15 protein-coding genes are annotated in these 16,667 nt (G+C 64.8%); 14 read left to right on the top strand and 1 reads right to left on the bottom strand.

The genetic code is table 11. The features are described from left to right. Window positions 1–238 precede the first annotated feature (238 nt). The 7 genes from KXR72_RS18335 to KXR72_RS18305 all read left to right on the top strand — a co-directional run bounded on the left by KXR72_RS18335 (window position 239) and on the right by KXR72_RS18305 (window position 8,646). On the top strand, window positions 239–1,147 hold the full coding sequence (locus KXR72_RS18335) for an ABC transporter substrate-binding protein (RefSeq protein ID WP_437422538.1): 909 nt from the start codon (window positions 239–241) through the stop codon (window positions 1,145–1,147). Continuing rightward, window positions 1,147–2,148 (top strand): FecCD family ABC transporter permease, encoded by a 1,002-nt coding sequence (locus KXR72_RS18330; RefSeq protein ID WP_437422537.1) that lies wholly within the window; start codon window positions 1,147–1,149, stop codon window positions 2,146–2,148. Before KXR72_RS18335 ends, KXR72_RS18330 begins: the two co-directional genes overlap by 1 nt. After that, complete coding sequence (locus KXR72_RS18325) at window positions 2,145–3,212, top strand: FecCD family ABC transporter permease (protein ID WP_437422536.1); 1,068 nt, start codon at window positions 2,145–2,147, stop codon at window positions 3,210–3,212. The genes KXR72_RS18330 and KXR72_RS18325 overlap by 4 nt, the downstream gene beginning before the upstream one ends. Continuing rightward, window positions 3,209–4,045: an ABC transporter ATP-binding protein gene (locus KXR72_RS18320; RefSeq protein WP_437422535.1), complete on the top strand. Its 837-nt coding sequence runs from the start codon at window positions 3,209–3,211 to the stop codon at window positions 4,043–4,045. Before KXR72_RS18325 ends, KXR72_RS18320 begins: the two co-directional genes overlap by 4 nt. A 141-nt stretch (window positions 4,046–4,186) precedes the next feature. Continuing rightward, window positions 4,187–5,875: a tannase/feruloyl esterase family alpha/beta hydrolase gene (locus KXR72_RS18315; protein WP_437422534.1), complete on the top strand. Its 1,689-nt coding sequence runs from the start codon at window positions 4,187–4,189 to the stop codon at window positions 5,873–5,875. A 159-nt stretch (window positions 5,876–6,034) separates the two neighbouring features. Then, window positions 6,035–7,372: an MFS transporter gene (locus KXR72_RS18310; RefSeq protein ID WP_437422533.1), complete on the top strand. Its 1,338-nt coding sequence runs from the start codon at window positions 6,035–6,037 to the stop codon at window positions 7,370–7,372. 17 nt (window positions 7,373–7,389) lie between these two features. Further along, a complete protein-coding gene (locus KXR72_RS18305; RefSeq protein WP_437422532.1) occupies window positions 7,390–8,646 on the top strand; it encodes a gallate dioxygenase in 1,257 nt (418 codons plus the stop codon). 67 nt (window positions 8,647–8,713) lie between these two features. On the opposite strand, the gene KXR72_RS18300 is transcribed toward KXR72_RS18305, so the two are convergent. Then, on the bottom strand, window positions 8,714–9,922 hold the full coding sequence (locus tag KXR72_RS18300) for a LysR family transcriptional regulator (RefSeq protein ID WP_437422531.1): 1,209 nt from the start codon (window positions 9,920–9,922) through the stop codon (window positions 8,714–8,716). 157 nt (window positions 9,923–10,079) lie between these two features. Between KXR72_RS18300 and galB the strand changes: the two genes are divergently transcribed. The 7 genes from galB to KXR72_RS18265 all read left to right on the top strand — a co-directional run. Next, a complete protein-coding gene (gene galB, locus KXR72_RS18295) occupies window positions 10,080–10,814 on the top strand; it encodes a 4-oxalmesaconate hydratase (RefSeq protein ID WP_437422530.1) in 735 nt (244 codons plus the stop codon). Next, the gene (locus tag KXR72_RS18290; protein WP_437422529.1) at window positions 10,811–11,527 is read left to right on the top strand and encodes a 4-carboxy-4-hydroxy-2-oxoadipate aldolase/oxaloacetate decarboxylase; all 717 of its coding nucleotides are present in this window, start codon (window positions 10,811–10,813) and stop codon (window positions 11,525–11,527) included. The genes galB and KXR72_RS18290 overlap by 4 nt, the downstream gene beginning before the upstream one ends. A 1-nt stretch (window position 11,528) precedes the next feature. Continuing rightward, entirely contained in the window at window positions 11,529–12,650 is a 1,122-nt protein-coding gene (locus tag KXR72_RS18285; RefSeq protein ID WP_437422528.1) for a 4-oxalomesaconate tautomerase, read from the top strand. Window positions 12,651–12,662: 12 nt separating this feature from the next. Continuing rightward, window positions 12,663–13,553, top strand: a complete 891-nt coding sequence (locus KXR72_RS18280; RefSeq protein WP_437422527.1) for a DUF1932 domain-containing protein — start codon at window positions 12,663–12,665, stop codon at window positions 13,551–13,553. Window positions 13,554–13,759: 206 nt separating this feature from the next. After that, window positions 13,760–14,803, top strand: a complete 1,044-nt coding sequence (locus KXR72_RS18275; protein WP_437422526.1) for a TRAP transporter substrate-binding protein — start codon at window positions 13,760–13,762, stop codon at window positions 14,801–14,803. A 51-nt stretch (window positions 14,804–14,854) separates the two neighbouring features. Continuing rightward, window positions 14,855–15,382, top strand: coding sequence for a TRAP transporter small permease (locus KXR72_RS18270; RefSeq protein WP_437422525.1), 528 nt, complete (start codon window positions 14,855–14,857; stop codon window positions 15,380–15,382). Beyond that, window positions 15,379–16,667: TRAP transporter large permease (locus KXR72_RS18265; RefSeq protein ID WP_437422524.1), on the top strand; the 1,289-nt coding region annotated here is incomplete at its 3' end. The genes KXR72_RS18270 and KXR72_RS18265, both read left to right, overlap by 4 nt.

Below are 16,667 nucleotides of genomic sequence, written 5' to 3'. Positions count from 1 at the left end.
CGATATAGCGCTGGTGTCAGGTGGAGCGAAGCACAACGCGTCCGGCCTGTTCGACGGCGTGATGCGTCCCCCTCGCTTCGTGAAAGTTAACGCTCAGGCAGAAGACCTCAGCCAAACATTCATGCGAGAATGTAAAGACGACGTAAACGAGAGTGATTGCCATTAAGCGAGAGAGTAAGGTCGCGACTCTCTTTTTCGCCGCGCCAACCAGGCGCACGCTTTGTATCAGGAGCCCCCAATGTCCCGACATCCGCTACGCTCATTGACCTGTCTGCTCATCACCACCCTGCTGGCCTGTAGCCAACTACACGCCGCCGATCGAATCGTTGACAGCCTCTACGGCCCGATCAAGCTCGATGGTGTTCCGCAACGCGTAGTCGCGCTAAGCGACAACGCGCTGGATGCGGCGCTGTCAGTTGGCGTCCAACCGGTTGGCACCCTGGCCAGCCGTGGCGGCACCGATGTACCGGATTATCTCAAGGAGCAGGCGGGCAAGATCGCCCTGGTCGGCACGGTTCGCGAGCCCAACCTCGAGGCAGTACTGGCGCAGCAGCCCGACCTTATCCTGGCGTCGGGTGAGCTGCCGAAGGCGCAGTACGACCGGCTCAGCCTGATCGCCCCAACCGTGGTGCCCAAGGGCGGCTCCTTCGAGGACTGGCGGCAGGTCTACGCTGTGTATACCGAGGCGCTTGGTAAGCAGGACGAGGGCAAGCGCCGCCTTGATGAAATCGACAAGCGCCTTGCTTCGATGCGCGAACGCCTGTCCGGCAGCCCACAGGTCAGCGTGGTCCGCTGGAATCCCCAGGGGCCCTTCATCATGTCCAGCCAGTTGTTCGTCGGCCAGTTGCTGGACTCGATCGGCTTCAAGCCGAACGAACTGGCTACGCAAACGAAGAAGCCGCACACCGACATCCTCAGCTTGGAGAATCTCGACAAGGCCGATGCCGACTGGATCTTCCTCGCCACGCTCAACACCGATGGTCGCAAGGCGCTCGAGGAAGCGCGCCAGCAGCCCGCCTTCACGCGGCTGGATGCGGTAAAGAACAATCATGTGGTCACGGTCGATGGCCAGGTCTGGAGCAGCAGCTCCGGCTACCTCGCCGCGCAACGTGTACTGGATGATGTGGAGAAGGTTCTGCTCGACTGATGCTCGCGTCTCGCCTTTCCCTGGCGCCTGCGCTGACCTGCGTGGGCGCGTGCCTCTTGTTGCTATGCCTGACGAGCCTGATGTTAGGCGCGGGCGATGTCGGCATCGCACGCAGCCTGCTTGCGCTTTTCGGCGCGGCGGACGAACAGGCGCGCTTCGTCGTCTATGACCTGCGCTGGCCACGCACCGAACTCGGCGTGCTAGTGGGTGTTGCGCTCGGTGCCGCCGGCCTGCTGTTGCAATCGGTCACCCGCAATCCGCTGGCCGAGCCAGGACTGATGGGCGTAAGTGCCGGGGCGTCGTTTGCGGTGGTGCTCGCCATAGCGCTGGGCGCGAGTGCCGCATCGCTCAATCTGATGGTAGCGGTCGGCGGCGCGCTGGCCGGTTGCCTTCTGGTGCTTCTGGTCACCCAGATGCGCGGCGTGGGCAACGATCCGGTGAGGCTCGTGCTTGCTGGCGCCGCGTTTTCCGGGTTGCTGACGGCCATGAGCAGCATGCTGCTGCTACAAGACCAGCGCACCGCTGACGAGATGCGCTTCTGGGTGATTGGCGCTCTTGCGGGCCGCCCCCTCGATACGCTTGTCTGGAGCCTGCCGGGCCTGATAGCCGGACTGGTATTGACGCTGCCCCTCATCCCTGCGCTGGCAGCGCTGTCGCTGGGTGAGCGAGTCGCCAGCGGTCTTGGCCATCACCCGCAGGTCACGCGGCTGGTCACGTTATTGGCCGTAGCCCTGCTGGTTGGCACTGCGACGGCCGCCGCCGGCCCGATCGGTTTCGTCGGGCTGGTGGTGCCCTACATCGCGCGCCGCCTGGTCGGTACCGATATACGCCGCACCTTCGGCCTGGCGATCCTGCTCGGCCCCTGCATTGTCCTGTTTGCCGACATCCTGTCCCGGCTGGCGGTACGCCCTTATGAGTTGCCAGTCGGGGTAATCACGGCCCTGGTCGGCGCGCCCATTCTGATCGCCGTGGTACGCAGCCACCGGTTGCCAACCTTATGAATGCCCTGGTCCACACTCCGCATGTCCATACGCCGCACGGTTACTGGCTGTTGCGTATCGGCGCGCTGTCGCTGCTGTTGCACCGCCGCAGCCTGCTGGTCGGCATCGCGCTGTGCCTGATTCTGCTACTCGCGGCTAGCTGGTTGCTCGCTGTAGGCACGCCGGGGCTGAGCCAGTGGCAAGCCCTTCTCGCCGCCTTCGGCGACGGCGAGCCGATGCATCTGCTGTTGGTCCGTGAGCTGCGAATGCCACGGATCATGGCTGGCTTGCTGAGCGGCGCAGCACTAGGTGCTGCGGGCTGTCTGCTGCAAACGCTGGCGCGCAACCGCCTCGCTACTCCGGGCGTGATCGGCATCGACAATGGCGCGACCGCATTCGCCGTCGCCTCCATCGTGGCGATCCCGACCAGCATTGCGCCGTCGCTGCTGGCGCTGTCCGGCGCGACCACCGCAGCGGTACTCACCTTTGCCCTGGCCGCTGGGGCCGGCGCGCGGGGCTACCGTTTCATCGTCGTAGGCATCGCGATCGGAGTGATCTTCGGTGCGCTGACCAATCTGATGCTGGCCCGCACTAACATTGATGCTGCCAACGCCGCCTATCCGTGGACGGTGGGCAGCCTCAACGCACGCCCGACGCAATCGGTGCTGCTGCTGGGCATCGGCCTGGCGCTCGGCCTGCCCGTGGCTAAGATGCTGGTACGCCCATTGGCGCTGATGCGCTTTTCTGACAACGTCGCGATCGGCCTGGGCACGCGTCTCGGGCTGATGCGTGTACTGACCTTGTTACTGACCGTCTGGTTGACCGCCCTGGCAGTCGCGGTTGTCGGTCCGGTGGGGCTGATTGCGCTGGTCGCGCCGGAGATGGCCCGTTTCCTCTGCCGCCAGCACGGCGTGCCGGTGCTCAGCTCAGCCTTGAGCGGTGCGCTGCTGATGATCCTCGCCGACTGGGTGGGCCGCACCCTGCTGGCCCCGGTCGAGATACCGGTCGGCATCATCATGGCGATTGTCGGCGGGCCTTACCTGATATGGATTCTGTTACGCCAACCCTCCCGGACCCTAGCATGAGCACACTTCCCGAGATTCTCATCGAACGTCACGCGGCCGATGTCCGCCTCGAAGCGCGCGAGCTGTGCATGGGCTATGGGGATTCAAGCGTGATCGAGGGGCTGGACCTCGATTTCCCCCGCGGCAAAGTGACCGCCATCGTCGGCCCCAATGGCTGTGGCAAGTCCACCCTGCTGGCCGGCCTGTCGCGCCTGCACAAGCCTAGCGCCGGAGCGGTGTTGCTCGACGGCAAGGCCATCAGTCAGCTGCCGACGCGGGCTGTCGCGCAAAAACTTGCCCTGCTGCCGCAAGAAGCCAGCGCGCCGGATGGCCTCACCGTCACCGAGCTGATCCGCTTCGGCAGACAACCGCACCAGCGGCTGCTGCAGCAATGGAGCGAGCACGACCAGGCCATCGTCGATGCTGCCCTGCAGGCCGCCGACCTCGTCGCGCTGGCCGACCGGCCACTGCAATCGATGTCGGGGGGCCAGCGCCAGCGGGCCTGGATTGCCATGGCCATTGCGCAAGACACGCCGCTGCTGCTGCTGGACGAACCCACCTCAGCGCTGGATCTCGGCCACCAGATCGAAGTCTTCGACTTGATTCGCCAGCTCGCCGCCGCCGGCAAGACCATCGTTATGGTGGTGCATGATCTCAGCAGTGCCTGCCGTTACGCCGATCATCTGGTCGCCATGCACGGCGGTCGTGTTGTCGCCGAGGGCGCGCCGGAGCAGGTCGTCACCCCCGAACTGGTGCAAACGCTCTATGGCATTCACTGCACCCTGTTGCGCGACCCGCTGCATGGCACCCCGATCATCGCGGCGATCAGCCGCGCGGCCGGCGCCAGCAGCTGACAACCGCTGCGTCCTTGACCCTGATCCATCCCTCGGAACCAATCATAAGAAAAATAGATACCTGCTTAAGCAATTTCGCTGCGCGCCTCGCTTCGCCTCGCCCACACTTGGTCAACCACACAAGAATAAGAGGTGTAGACGATGCTCAAACTGTCCCTGTTAATCGGTGCGCTGATGAACGCCCTGGCCGGCTCGGCGCTGGCCGGTGGCAAGCAGCCGCATCAGGACCTGGCACAACTGCCGGTGGTCCGGCCTGCCGGTAGCTGCGCGGCGCTATCGACGTTCGATCTCACGCCCATCGGCGGCTCGGGCAGCCGCGTGGTCACAGCCGAGCAGGTGGTCAACGACAACGACGTGACGGTCTGCGCCGTGGAGGGCGTGCTCGCACCGAGCATCGGCTTTCGCGTAGAGCTGCCGACCCAGACCTGGACCCAGCGCTACCTGCAGATCGGTTGTGGCGGGCTTTGCGGGCGCATCTCGCTCGAGCCGGCGGCCGCCGATGGCTGCGTGCCTTACGACCGTGGGCGCTTCGTCGTCGCCAGTACGGACATGGGTCATCAGGGCAATGGCGGCGCCTTCGGTGCCGACCCGCAGAAGCGCGCCGACTTCGCCCATCGCGGCGTACACCTCACGGCCTTAGCCTCGAAAGCATTGATCGAAGCCTTCTACGGGCAGCAACCAGCCTATTCCTACTTCACCGGCTGCTCGGATGGTGGGCGCGAGGCACTGGTCGAGGCACAGCGGTATCCGGATGACTTCGACGGCATCGTTGCCGGCGCGCCGGCGATGAACTTCCAGGTGCAGAACTCCCTTCTGCACGGCTGGCAGGCCCGGGTGAATACCGGCGCGGATGGCCGTGCCGTATTGGTCGCCTCGCGACTGCCGCTGTTGCACCAGGCAGTGATCGCTCAATGCGACGGACTCGACGGCCAGCTCGACGGCCTGCTGACGGACCCCAGGGCATGCCAGTTCGATCCCGCGACCATCCAGTGCAGCGATGGACAGGACGGCAGCCAATGCCTGACCGCCGCCGAGGTCGATACCGTACGCAAGCTCTACGACGGCCCTCGCGATGTCGAGACCGGCGAGCGCCTGGCCATCGCCGGCCCTCAGCCGGGCTCGGAACTGGCCTGGGCAGGTGTATTCGTACCACAATCAGCCGACGCACCCATATTCAGCGAGACCATTGCGCTGGACGCGCTGCGCTACCTGGTCTTCGAGGGGGCGGCGCAACCCGGATTCACTCTCGATCAGCTCCAGTTCAACGCGCAGACGTTCGACCGCCTGCGCGCCCGCCACCCGCTGTTCGACTCGACCAACCCGGACCTCTCGGCCTTTGCCGGCAAGGGCGGAAAGCTGATTCTCTGGCACGGCTGGTCCGATCAACACATCTCGCCAATCAACACCATCGCCTACCACGAAGCGCTGCAGAACTACATGGGCCGTCGCCAGGCCGAGCGTTTCGAACGGCTCTTCCTCGTCCCCGGCATGTATCACTGCAGCGACGGAGAAGGCCCGCATCTGCTCGACCTCTTGACGCCCGTCATGCGCTGGGTCGAATCGGGGCAGGCACCCGAGGCGATCCTCGTACGCGCGCCAGGCGACGACACCTCTACCCGCATTGCCGCAGGCACGCAGCACCACAGCAAGCCGGTCGCGGCAAGCGAGGGACGCCCGGTCTACCCCTATCCGTACGTAGCGCGTTATGTGGGTCGCGGCCAGTCCGGCAAGGACGGTCACTACACGCGCGGCGCGCCTTTGACCCATGCACCAACGCCTGCTTGGAGGGGCTCGGACTTCTACAGCCCGTACACGCCTCGGGAGCTGTGAAACACACCTCCGGCCTTTTGGATAAACAAAACCGATATCTGGTTAACGATTTACCAGACGCTTATTCGGTTGGGTGCGCTTAGAGTCAGGCCACCCGAAAAGTGGGCGATGCCGGTCATGTCGGCATCGCCCTTTTTACAAAAACAAAAGGTGAATGCTATGGGTAACGCCACAGTCGATGTGAAGACGTGGATCGATGATCGTCCCATTTCCCGCTATCAATGGCTGATTCTCGGCCTGTGCTTTCTGGTAGTGGTATTCGACGGCTTCGATGTCGCTGTCATGGGCTTTATCGCCCCTTCTCTAATGCAGGAATGGGGCTTGTCCCGGTCCGCCTTTGGCCCGGTGATGAGCGCAGGTATGGTCGGCCTGGCCATCGGCGCCCTGGCGGCCGGCCCCTACGCCGACAGATTCGGCCGCAAGACCGTTCTCTTAACTGCTGTCACCATTTTCAGCATCCTCAGCGTCGCCTGCGCCTTCGCACGTAATCCGTACGAGCTGGCGGGCCTGCGCCTGGTCATCGGTATCGCACTTGGCGCCGCTCTGCCCAATACCACGACGCTGGTCTCGGAGTATCTGCCCCAGGGTAAACGCGCGCTGCTGATCACCCTGATGTTCACCGGCTTCAATCTGGGCTCGGGCTGCGGTGGCTTTCTCGCCGCCTACCTAATTCCCCACTATGGTTGGGAATCGGTACTGGCCGCTGGCGGCATCCTGCCGCTGCTGCTGTTGCCGTTCCTGTGGGTGTACCTGCCAGAATCGGCGAGCTTCCTCGCCGCGCGCAAGGCACCCGCGCACAAGATCGCCGTCGTGCTGAACAGGATCGGTGGTCGCTTCGACGGCAACACCCGTTTCATCACGGCCGACTCCAGCGAGCCAACCAAGACGCCGGTGCGCATGCTGTTCAGCGACAAGTACCGTTTCGGCACCCTGGCCCTTTGGCTCACTTACTTCATGGGGCTGCTGGTCATCTATCTCATGATGGGCTGGCTGCCGACCCTGCTACGTGACGGTGGCGTTTCCATCGAGCGCGCCGCGACGATTACCGGGCTCTTCCAGGTCGGCGGTACGGTTGGTGCGCTGGTGGTCGGCTGGCTGATGGACCGCCGCAACCCCAACCGGGTCATTGCCGGGTCTTACGCGCTCGGCGGTGCCGCGATTCTGCTGCTGGGTGCCTTCAGCCTCGAATCCAGCCTGCTGACGCTCGGCGTGATCGCTGCCGGATTCTGCATGAGCGGCGCGCAGACTGGCCTCAACGCGTTCGCACCGGCTTATTATCCGACCGAATTCCGCGCGACAGGCGTGAGCTGGATGCTCGGGATAGGCCGCTTCGGCGCGATTTTCGGATCACTGATCGGCGGCGTGGTGCTAAGCCTCGGCTTGGGCCTGCCAACCCTGTTCGCCCTGCTGGGCCTGCCGGCGTTCATCGCGGCCCTGGCGATCCTCGCCAACGGCTATGCCGCTCGCCAAGCCAACCGCGCCGTCGCGGCGCACTGACATAAAGGACTGACCTCATGGCACGCATCATTGGTGGCCTCGCTGTTTCCCACACCCCGACCATCGGCTTCGCCGTCGACCACGACAAGCAAGAAGAAGCGGCCTGGGCGCCGATCTTCGAAAGCTTCGAACCGGTCAAGGCCTGGCTGGGCGAGCAACAGCCGGACGTACTGCTGTACATCTTCAACGACCACGTCACCTCGTTCTTCTTCGACCACTACAGCGCCTTCGCGCTGGGCGTTGACGATCGCTACGAGGTCGCCGACGAGGGCGGTCAACCGCGCGACCTGCCGGCCATTGGCGGGCATGCCGAGCTGTCGCGTCACATCGCCACGAGCCTTGTTGCCGACGAGTTCGACATGAGCTTCTTTCGCGACAAGCCGCTGGATCACGGCTTCTTCTCCCCAATGTCGGCACTGCTGCCCTACCAGGACGGCTGGCCGCTGAAAATCGTCCCGCTGCAAATCGGCGTGCTGCAATTTCCGATCCCCTCGGCGGCGCGCTTCTACAAACTCGGCCGCGCCCTGCGCAAAGCCATCGAAAGCTTCCCGCAGGACATCAAGGTCGCACTGGTCGCCACCGGCGGCCTGTCGCATCAGGTGCACGGCGAGCGCTGCGGATTCAACAACACCCAGTGGGACGAGGAGTTCATCGAGCTGCTGGTCAACGACCCCGAGCGTTTGACCGAGATGACCATCGCCGAGTACGCGGCGCTTGGCGGCGTCGAGGGTGCAGAAGTGGTCGGCCATCTCATCATGCGCGGCGCGCTGTCGAACAACGTGAAGAAGCTGCACTCAGCCTATTACCTGCCGTCCATGACGGGCATCTCCACGCTGTTATTGGAGAACCTGGACAAGCCATTGCCAGTGGACGTCAACGCTCGCCACCGCGAGCACATGGCGCATCAGCTGGCTGGTGCCGAGAAGCTCGAAGGCAGCTATCCCTTCACGCTGGAGCGCAGCGCCAAGGGCTACCGCCTCAACAAATTCCTGCGCCGCATGATCGAGCCGGCCTGGCGTGAGCGCTTTCTGGCCGAGCCCGAGGCGCTGTTCGAGGAAGCGGCCCTCAGCGAAGAGGAACGCGACCTGCTGCGCCGGCGCGACTGGCGCGGCCTAATGCAGTACGGCGCTATCTTCTTTGGCCTGGAGAAACTTGGCGCGGTGCTCGGTATTTCCAACCTCGACATTTATGCCGGCATGCGCGGCGAAGACGTCGAGACCTTTCTCAAGACGCGCAACCAGCAGGTGCGCTACGGCGTGGCGCGCAAGAGCTGAGCGCGGCAGAGCGATCCAGCGTTCTCCGGCACCGGAACCCTGCCATGCCCGCGTCGAGGCTCTCACCTCATGCAGGCGAAGGCAGGGACTCGGTGACCTCACGGATCGCGTCCATCAACGCCCGCGCTGCGGGCGTATGCAGGCTGGCGGTACGGTAGGTCAGGCCTATCGCGCGGGTCGTCTGCTTCAGCGGCCACGCGAGGATGCGCAGGTCTCCCGCCCGGATTTCCTCGTCGAGCTGGTGCGCCGACACCGCCGCCAGCATGTCCGAGCGCAGCAGCAGACCGCGGATGATCGCCAGGTCACCGCTCTCCACCACCGGCCAGGGCGCAGCCATGCCGGCACCCGCAAAGCATGTCTCGAGCAGTTGCCGCGCCGGCGTGTTGGCCCGCGGCAGCACCCAACGCGCATGTAGCAGGTCGCTCGGCTGCACCACGGCCCCTAGAAGCGGATGGCCAGCACGCGCCAGAATCACCATTTCCTCGGTCAACAGCGCCTCACCATGCAGATCGCTTGCATAGGCGGCCGGGCGGAGCGCGCCAAAGATGAAGTCCAGGTCGCCCGCGCGCAGCTCAGTCGCCAATAGGTCGAACGGACTCTCGTTGGTCGCGACCTGCACACCGGGGTGGGCCGAGGTGAGCCGTACGATCGCTTCGGGCAGGATGCGCGTGCGCCCCAGCGGTAGCGAACCGATGTTGACCAGCCCGCGCAGGGCGCCCTGTAGCGCCGCAAGGTCGCCATCGATGTGCCGCAGCTCGTTCAGCGCGCGACGGATCGGGAAGAGGATGTCGAGGCTCGCGCGCGTTGGCTGCAGACCCCGTGGCGTTCGTTCGAACAGACGCGCACCACAGCCATCCTCGAGCACCTTGAGCGCCGCGCTGACCGCCGGCTGGCTAAGCCCGAACAGGCTCGCCACCGTTTGCATGTGGTGAGTTTCGCAGAGCTTGACGAACAGCTGCAGGCGTCGCGCCTGGTAGAGGTACAGCGGCTCGGTGAGCCGTGCGGTCTCGATGCCGAGGTGCAGCGGCACGCTTTCGAGCTCGGTCAGTACCCGATGGGCGCGTGGCAGCACACGACTGCCTGGGTCGGTCAGGCGCATACCGTTGGCGTGCCGCTCGAACAAGGTGACGCCCAGCCGTGCTTCAAGATCGGCGATGGCGCGGGTCACCACCGATTGCGCGCGATAGAGCGCTCCAGAGGCCTTCGACACGCTGCCATGTTCGGCTACTCGGACGAATGCGCGCACCTGCATCAGGTTCGGAAGTTCATGAATCATAGGGCTCGAGATCCCTCAAGGCGGCGGACGGCGCCACTATGCCGCCATACGCACAGGCCGGGCAATAAATAAAAGGTATGGGGCGAGCCGTCTATTGCATTACAACGCCGCGGCGCCTGGTGACATGCTTTTCGCACTCTAAGAGGAGCCACTCACCATGTCGCAACAACAAAAAACCGCCCTCGTCGTCAGCGCACATTCGGCCGATTTCGTCTGGCGTGCCGGCGGCGCCATCGCCAAGCACGTCCAGCAAGGCTATGCCATGCACATCGTTTGCCTGTCCTTCGGCGAGCGGGGCGAATCCGCCAAGCTGTGGCGCAAGGGCGAGATGACCGAAGAGAAGGTCAAGACGGCCCGTCGCCAGGAAGCCCAAGCCGCTGCTGACATTCTGGGTGCCAGCGTTGAGTTCTTCGACATCGGCGACTACCCGATGCGCGCCGACACCGACGTGCTGTTCCGCCTGGCCGATGTGTTCCGCCGCGTACAGCCGGAATTCGTCCTCAGCCACTCGATGAAGGACCCCTACAACTACGACCATCCGCTGGCCATGAACCTGACGCAGGAGGCCCGCATCATCGCCCAAGCCGAAGGCTACAAGCCGGGCGAGAAGATCGTCGCCGCGCCGCCGGTCTATGCATTCGAGCCGCATCAGCCCGAGCAGTGCGAGTGGCGCCCGGACACCTTCCTCGACATCACCGACGTCTGGGACAAGAAGTACGCCGCCATCCAGTGCATGGCCGGCCAGGAGCACCTCTGGGAGTACTACACCCGCGTCGCCCTGCAGCGCGGCGTGCAGGCCAAGCGCAACATCGGCATCACCGCCAGCAAGAACATCATCTATGCGGAAGGCTTCCAGAGCGTCTTCCCACGCGTCACGGAGAACCTGGCATGAGCGGGCTGATCGGCAAAACCGGCGTGGTGGTACGCAACATCGAGCGCGCCGAGCGTAATCTGATCGACGAGCTGGGGCGCTACGGCGTCGCCACCGTACACGAGGCTCAAGGCCGCAAGGGTCTGCTCGCGTCGAACATCCGCCCGATCCAGCAGAGCGTCTCGCTGGCCGGCTCGGCCATCACCGTGCTGGTTGCGCCCGGCGACAACTGGATGTTCCACGTCGCGGTCGAACAGTGCCGCCCCGGCGATCTGCTGGTCGTTGCGCCGAGCTCGCCTTGCACTGACGGCTATTTCGGCGACTTGCTCGCCACCTCGCTCAAGGCCCGTGCCGTTCGCGCGCTGGTGATCGATGCGGGCGTGCGCGACACCCACACGCTGCGTGAGATGGGCTTCCCGGTGTGGTCCGCGGCGGTCAATGCCCAAGGCACCGTGAAGGAAACCCTCGGCTCGGTGAACCTGCCGCTGATCTGCGGTGGGCAATTGATTAACCCGGGCGATGTGGTCGTTGCCGACGATGATGGCGTGGTCGTGGTACGCCGTGGCGAAGTCGCCCAGGTGGTTGACGCCACGCGCAAGCGCGCCGACGCCGAGGAAGCCAAGCGCATTCGCCTGTCCAAGGGTGAACTGGGCCTGGACATCTACAACATGCGCCCGCGCTTGGCGGAAAAGGGCCTGCGCTACGTCGACCACCTCGACGAGCTGGAAAGCTGATATGCGCCAGACCCGCATCCCCTGTTTGCAGATGCGGGGAGGCACCTCCAAGGGTGCCTATTTCCTCGCATCGGATCTGCCGGACGACCCGGTCCAGCGTGATGCCGTGCTGCTCGCCGTCATGGGCTCGCCCGATGCGCGGCAGATTGACGGCATTGGCGGTGCCGACTCGCTGACCAGCAAGGTCGCCATCATCCGCCCGTCCAGGCGTGACGATGCCGACGTCGACTACCTGTTCGCCCAGGTGGTAGTCGCCGAGCCGCGCGTGGACTACGGCCAGAACTGCGGCAATATCCTCGCCGGTGTCGGCCCCTTTGCCATCGAGCGCGGCTTGGTGGCGGTGCGCGGCGACGAGACGCCCGTGCGCATTTTCATGGAAAACACCGGCCAGATCGCCGTGGCGCACGTGCCGACACCGAATGGTGCCGTCCGCTATGACGGCGACACCCTCATCGACGGCGTACCGGGCGGCGCCGCACCGCTGGTGATCGAGTTCGAGGACGTCGCCGGCTCCAGCTGCGGCGCCCTGCTGCCGACTGGCAATCCGTCCGACACCTTCGATGGCGTCGAGGTGACCTGCATCGATAACGGCATGCCGGTAGTACTGCTGCGCGCTGAGGATCTCGGCATCAGCGGCTATGAGGCGCCCGACGCGCTGAACGCGAACGCCGAGCTCAAGGCACGCGTGGAATCGATCCGCCTGCAGGCCGGCCCACGGATGAACCTGGGCGACGTCAGCACGCGCACTGTACCGAAGATGTGCCTGGTCGCGCCGCCGCGTGAGGGCGGCGCCATCAGTACCCGCACCTTCATCCCGCACCGCTGCCACGCGTCGATCGGCGTGTTCGGCGCGGTGAGTGCGGCCAGCGCTTGCCTGGTCGAAGGGTCAGTAGCCGCCGCGATTGCCCAGGCCGGCTCAGGCAGCCGCAGGCGGCTGTCTGTCGAACACCCCACCGGGGAATTCACTGTCGAGCTGCGTCTGCTGAATGGTCAATTGGCTGGCTGCGGCTTGGTGCGCACGGCGCGACTGTTATTCGACGGCGTAGTCTGCGTCCCTGGCAGGGTGTGGTCGGGCCACGTTCGGTCAAGCAGTGAACCGTCGGACCGCGACCAAACGAACTGAGGAGGTCATCGCATGAAGCTCAACGCCATCGGGCTGATCGGTTTCGGCGAAGCCGGCGGCATTCTCGCGCAGGATCTAGCCAAGCTAGGCCTTGCAGTTCAGGTCTACGACCGTCTTCTGGACGATCCGTCCGCCCGAGACGAACTGGTCGCCAAGGCCGAACGGCTCGGCGTCAGATTGTGTGATAGCGCCGCCGAGGCAGTGAGCGGCGTGCCGCTGGTGATCAGCGCAGTCACCGCCGGCAATGCGCTGGCCGTGGCGACAACCGCTGCAGCGGCACTGCAGCCAGGCCAGCTTTTCATGGACATCAATTCGGTCGCGCCGGCCACCAAGCAGGCTGCCGCTGAAGGCATTGAGGCCGGCGGCGCCGGGTACATTGACGCCGCGGTCATGGCGCCCGTGCCGCCGCAACGGTTGAAAACACCCATCCTGCTTGGTGGCGCCGCGGCGGTCGAACTCTCGGCTGAACTCAACGCGCTCGGTTTCGCTACCCGCGTGGTGTCTGAGCAGGTCGGCGTCGCCTCGGCGATCAAGATGTGCCGCAGTGTGATGATCAAGGGTCTCGAGGCCCTGACCACCGAAAGCCTGCGCACCGCTCGCCACTACGGCGCGGAGTCCGAAGTCCTGGCCTCGCTGCACAAGAGCTTTCCCTCGATGGGCTGGGACGGCGACCTGCCGCACTATCTCATTAGCCGGGTTGCCGAACACGGCCGCCGGCGCGCCGAGGAAATGGAGGAAGTTGCCGAGACCGTGCGTGCCGCCGGGCTCGAACCTCACATGAGCGAGGCCATCGTGCAGACCCAGCGCGGACTGGTCGAGGCGATCGCCGCGCTAGGGTTGCGCTACGCAGACCTCGAACCGTTCGACTGGACCGAGCTCGACGCCAGGCTGCATGACGGCTAAAGCAGCCTGCCGACGTGCATAAACAGAAAGCATGGCCGCTCCGCTGTTATGAATTGTTCGACGATAAAGGCTGCGTGACACCATCGGAACCGAACACTTAGCGGTACTGCAGGGCTGCGCATCGCGCCGTCCCGCAGGGCCGGGTCTGAACGACGGGCGAGGCCCGCATCGGGAAGATTCAAAAACAACAACAAAAGGAAATCGCAATGTCCAACTGGTCCAAGAGATTGCTTGCGCTCGTCGTTGCCACCACCATCGGCCAAGCCGCCCAGGCGGCCGACCCGGAAGTGACGCTGAAGATCCATCACCAACTGCCCGCCCACTCCGTCACCCAGGCGAACCTGCTGGAACCGTGGGCAAAGAAGATCACCGAGGAGTCGGACGGTCGAATCCAGTTCCAGTTCTATCCGTCGATGCAGCTCGGCGGGACCCCACCGCAACTGGTCGACCAGGTGCGTGACGGCGTCGCCGACATCATCTGGGCGCTGCCTGGCTACAACAGTGGCCGCTTCCCGCTGATTTCCGCCTTCGAACAGCCGTTCATGAGCCGCTCCGCCGAAGCCAGCAGCCAGGCGATGTGGGAGTTCGTGCAGAAGCACGGGCAGAAGGAATTCGAGGGCATGCACCTGCTGGCCACGCACGTGACCGATGGCGCGCTGATCCACACCACCAGCAAGCCGATCAAGAAGATGGCGGACTTCCGCGGCAAGAAGATCCGCGCCGCCAACCGCACCTCGACCAAGCTGATCGCGTTGCTCGGCGGCACCCCGGTGGCCATGCCGGTGCCACAGATTCCTGAAGCCCTGTCAAAGGGCGTGGTCGATGGCGCCATCGTGCCGTGGGACGTAGTCCCCGCACTCAAGTTACACGAGCTGGTGAACTACCACACCGAGATGGCCGCTGATCAGCCGGCGCTGATGTACACCACCATCATTATTGCGATGAACCCAGCGGTGTACGACAAGCTTCCTGACGACCTGAAAAAGATCATCGACGACAACAGCGGGCTGGCCTTGTCCCGCCAGGCGGGTCGCCTGTTCGACACCCAGGTGGTCGAGACCGGCCATGCCCTGGCCAAGAAGCAAGGCAACGAAATCTACGTGCTGCCCGCTGACGAGCAGCAAAAGTGGATGAAGGTTGCCGAGCGACTGGACAAGGACTGGATCGAGGAAGTCGAGGGCAAGGGCTACGACAACGGTGCCGCCCTGCTCCAGGACGCCCGCGACTTGGTCAAGAAGTACAGCCAGTAATCTATCGAGGCCGCGCCGGGTTCTCCGGCGCGCAGCCCTGCGGAGATCCCCATGAGTGAACCCGTACTCCAGGCGCCTGCCTTGCCTGAAGGTGCGTTCGGCCGCCTGCTCGACCTGTTGTCGCGCCTGTTGGCCTTCGTCGGTGGCCTGTTGCTGGTTGCCATGACGCTAATGGCCACCTACAGCATCGCCATGCGCGCCTTGTTCGATGAGCCGCTGCTTGGCGATGTCGAGCTGGTGCAGATGGGCTGCGGCATCGCCATCGTCTTCTTCCTGCCGCTGTGCCAGTTGCGCCGCGGCAACGTCATTGTCGATGTCTTCACCCTGCATGCGCCCGAGGGCGTGCGCCGGGGTCTGGATGCGCTCGGCGGGGTGCTGATGGCACTGGCCGCCGCGCTCTTGGCTTGGCGCTCGGTGATCGGCACGCTCGATGCCTACGGCACCGGCGAGGAGTCGATCATCATGGGCTTGCCGATCTGGTGGTCGATGACCGCCTTTGCGCCGGGCTTTGCGTTGTTGGCGGTGGTGGCGTTGTACACCGCCTGGCAGGATTTTCGTGGTGAGGGCAAGCCCGCATGAGCAGTGTTGAAATCGGCGGGCTGTTTCTCGCCATCCTTCTGGTTCTCCTGGTGGTGCGCATCCCGATCGCCATCGCCATGCTGCTGACGGGTGTCGGTGGCTACGTCGCGATCAGCGGCTGGGCGCCGCTGTTGAGCTACCTGAAAACGGTTGCCTACGCGCGCTTCACGGTYTACGACCTGTCGGTGATTCCGCTGTTTCTGCTGATGGGCCAGTTCGCCTCGCGCGGCGGCCTTGCCAGCGGCCTGTTCCGCGCGGCGGCGGCGATGATAGGTCACTGGCGCGGCGGCCTCGCCATGTCGGCGGTCGGCTCCTGCGCGGCGTTCGGCGCGGTCTGCGGCTCGTCGATCGCCACCGCGGCGACCATGGGCCAAGTCGCCCTKCCGGAGCTGAAGAAGTACAACTACTCCGGCTCGCTGGCCGTCGGCTGCCTGGCCGCCGGCGGCACYCTGGGCATCCTCATCCCGCCGTCGGTGGTATTGGTGATCTACGCCATCCTCGCGCAGGAGAACATCTCGGCGCTGTTCATGGCCGCGTTCATTCCGGGGGTTCTCGCCGCCATCGGCTACATGATCGCCATYGCCGTCTACGTGCGGATGAACCCCGACGCCGGCCCCGCTCAACCCCGGATGACCTGGCGCCAGCGCCTGGCYGCGCAGCGCGGCGTGTGGCCGGTGTTCCTGATCTTCGTGCTGGTGCTCGGTGGYATCTACAGCGGCTGGTTCACCCCCACCGAGGCGGCGGCGATCGGCACYGTGGGCACCGGYTTCTTTGCCGTGGTGCTCGGCGGCATGCGCTGGGGCCAGTTCAAGGAGGTGCTCTACGGTACGGCGGTGACCACCGCGATGATCTTCATGATCCTGCTCGGCGCCGACATCATGAACGCYTTCCTCGCCCTCTCGCAGTTGCCGGTGGCGCTGGCCGAGGCCATTACCAACAGCGGCGTCGGGCCCTTCGTGGTGCTTGCCGGGATCCTGATCCTGTACCTGATCCTCGGCTGCGTGATGGACACCATGTCGATGATCCTGCTGACCATCCCGATCTTCTTCCCGCTGATCATGGGCCTGGATTTCTACGGCCTGGATCAGACCGAGAAGGCCATCTGGTTTGGCATCCTCGCCTTGATGGTGGTGGAGATCGGCATGATCACTCCGCCGGTGGGCATGAACGTCTACGTGATCAGCAGCATGGCCCGCGACGTGAGCCTGCGCGACGCCTTCCGCGGCGTGGTGCCCTTCCTGATCTCCGACGTGGTGCGCGTGGTGATCCTGGTGCTCTTCCCGTC

The organism is Stutzerimonas chloritidismutans (genome assembly GCF_051486945.1).
Taxonomy (GTDB): domain Bacteria; phylum Pseudomonadota; class Gammaproteobacteria; order Pseudomonadales; family Pseudomonadaceae; genus Stutzerimonas; species Stutzerimonas chloritidismutans_B.
The sequence above is the reverse complement of the archived record's forward strand: the minus strand, read 5'-3'. Positions and strand labels throughout refer to the sequence as shown.

Coding starts and splice junctions, on each gene's coding strand:
- KXR72_RS18285 (WP_437422528.1), top strand. CDS start 11,529: ATGCGCCAGACCCGCATCCCCTGTTTGCAGATGCGGGGAGGCACCTCC.
- KXR72_RS18300 (WP_437422531.1), bottom strand. CDS start 9,922: ATGATTCATGAACTTCCGAACCTGATGCAGGTGCGCGCATTCGTCCGA.
- KXR72_RS18335 (WP_437422538.1), top strand. CDS start 239: ATGTCCCGACATCCGCTACGCTCATTGACCTGTCTGCTCATCACCACC.
- KXR72_RS18325 (WP_437422536.1), top strand. CDS start 2,145: ATGAATGCCCTGGTCCACACTCCGCATGTCCATACGCCGCACGGTTAC.
- KXR72_RS18315 (WP_437422534.1), top strand. CDS start 4,187: ATGCTCAAACTGTCCCTGTTAATCGGTGCGCTGATGAACGCCCTGGCC.
- KXR72_RS18290 (WP_437422529.1), top strand. CDS start 10,811: ATGAGCGGGCTGATCGGCAAAACCGGCGTGGTGGTACGCAACATCGAG.
- KXR72_RS18310 (WP_437422533.1), top strand. CDS start 6,035: ATGGGTAACGCCACAGTCGATGTGAAGACGTGGATCGATGATCGTCCC.
- KXR72_RS18270 (WP_437422525.1), top strand. CDS start 14,855: ATGAGTGAACCCGTACTCCAGGCGCCTGCCTTGCCTGAAGGTGCGTTC.
- KXR72_RS18320 (WP_437422535.1), top strand. CDS start 3,209: ATGAGCACACTTCCCGAGATTCTCATCGAACGTCACGCGGCCGATGTC.
- galB (WP_437422530.1), top strand. CDS start 10,080: ATGTCGCAACAACAAAAAACCGCCCTCGTCGTCAGCGCACATTCGGCC.
- KXR72_RS18280 (WP_437422527.1), top strand. CDS start 12,663: ATGAAGCTCAACGCCATCGGGCTGATCGGTTTCGGCGAAGCCGGCGGC.
- KXR72_RS18330 (WP_437422537.1), top strand. CDS start 1,147: ATGCTCGCGTCTCGCCTTTCCCTGGCGCCTGCGCTGACCTGCGTGGGC.
- KXR72_RS18305 (WP_437422532.1), top strand. CDS start 7,390: ATGGCACGCATCATTGGTGGCCTCGCTGTTTCCCACACCCCGACCATC.
- KXR72_RS18275 (WP_437422526.1), top strand. CDS start 13,760: ATGTCCAACTGGTCCAAGAGATTGCTTGCGCTCGTCGTTGCCACCACC.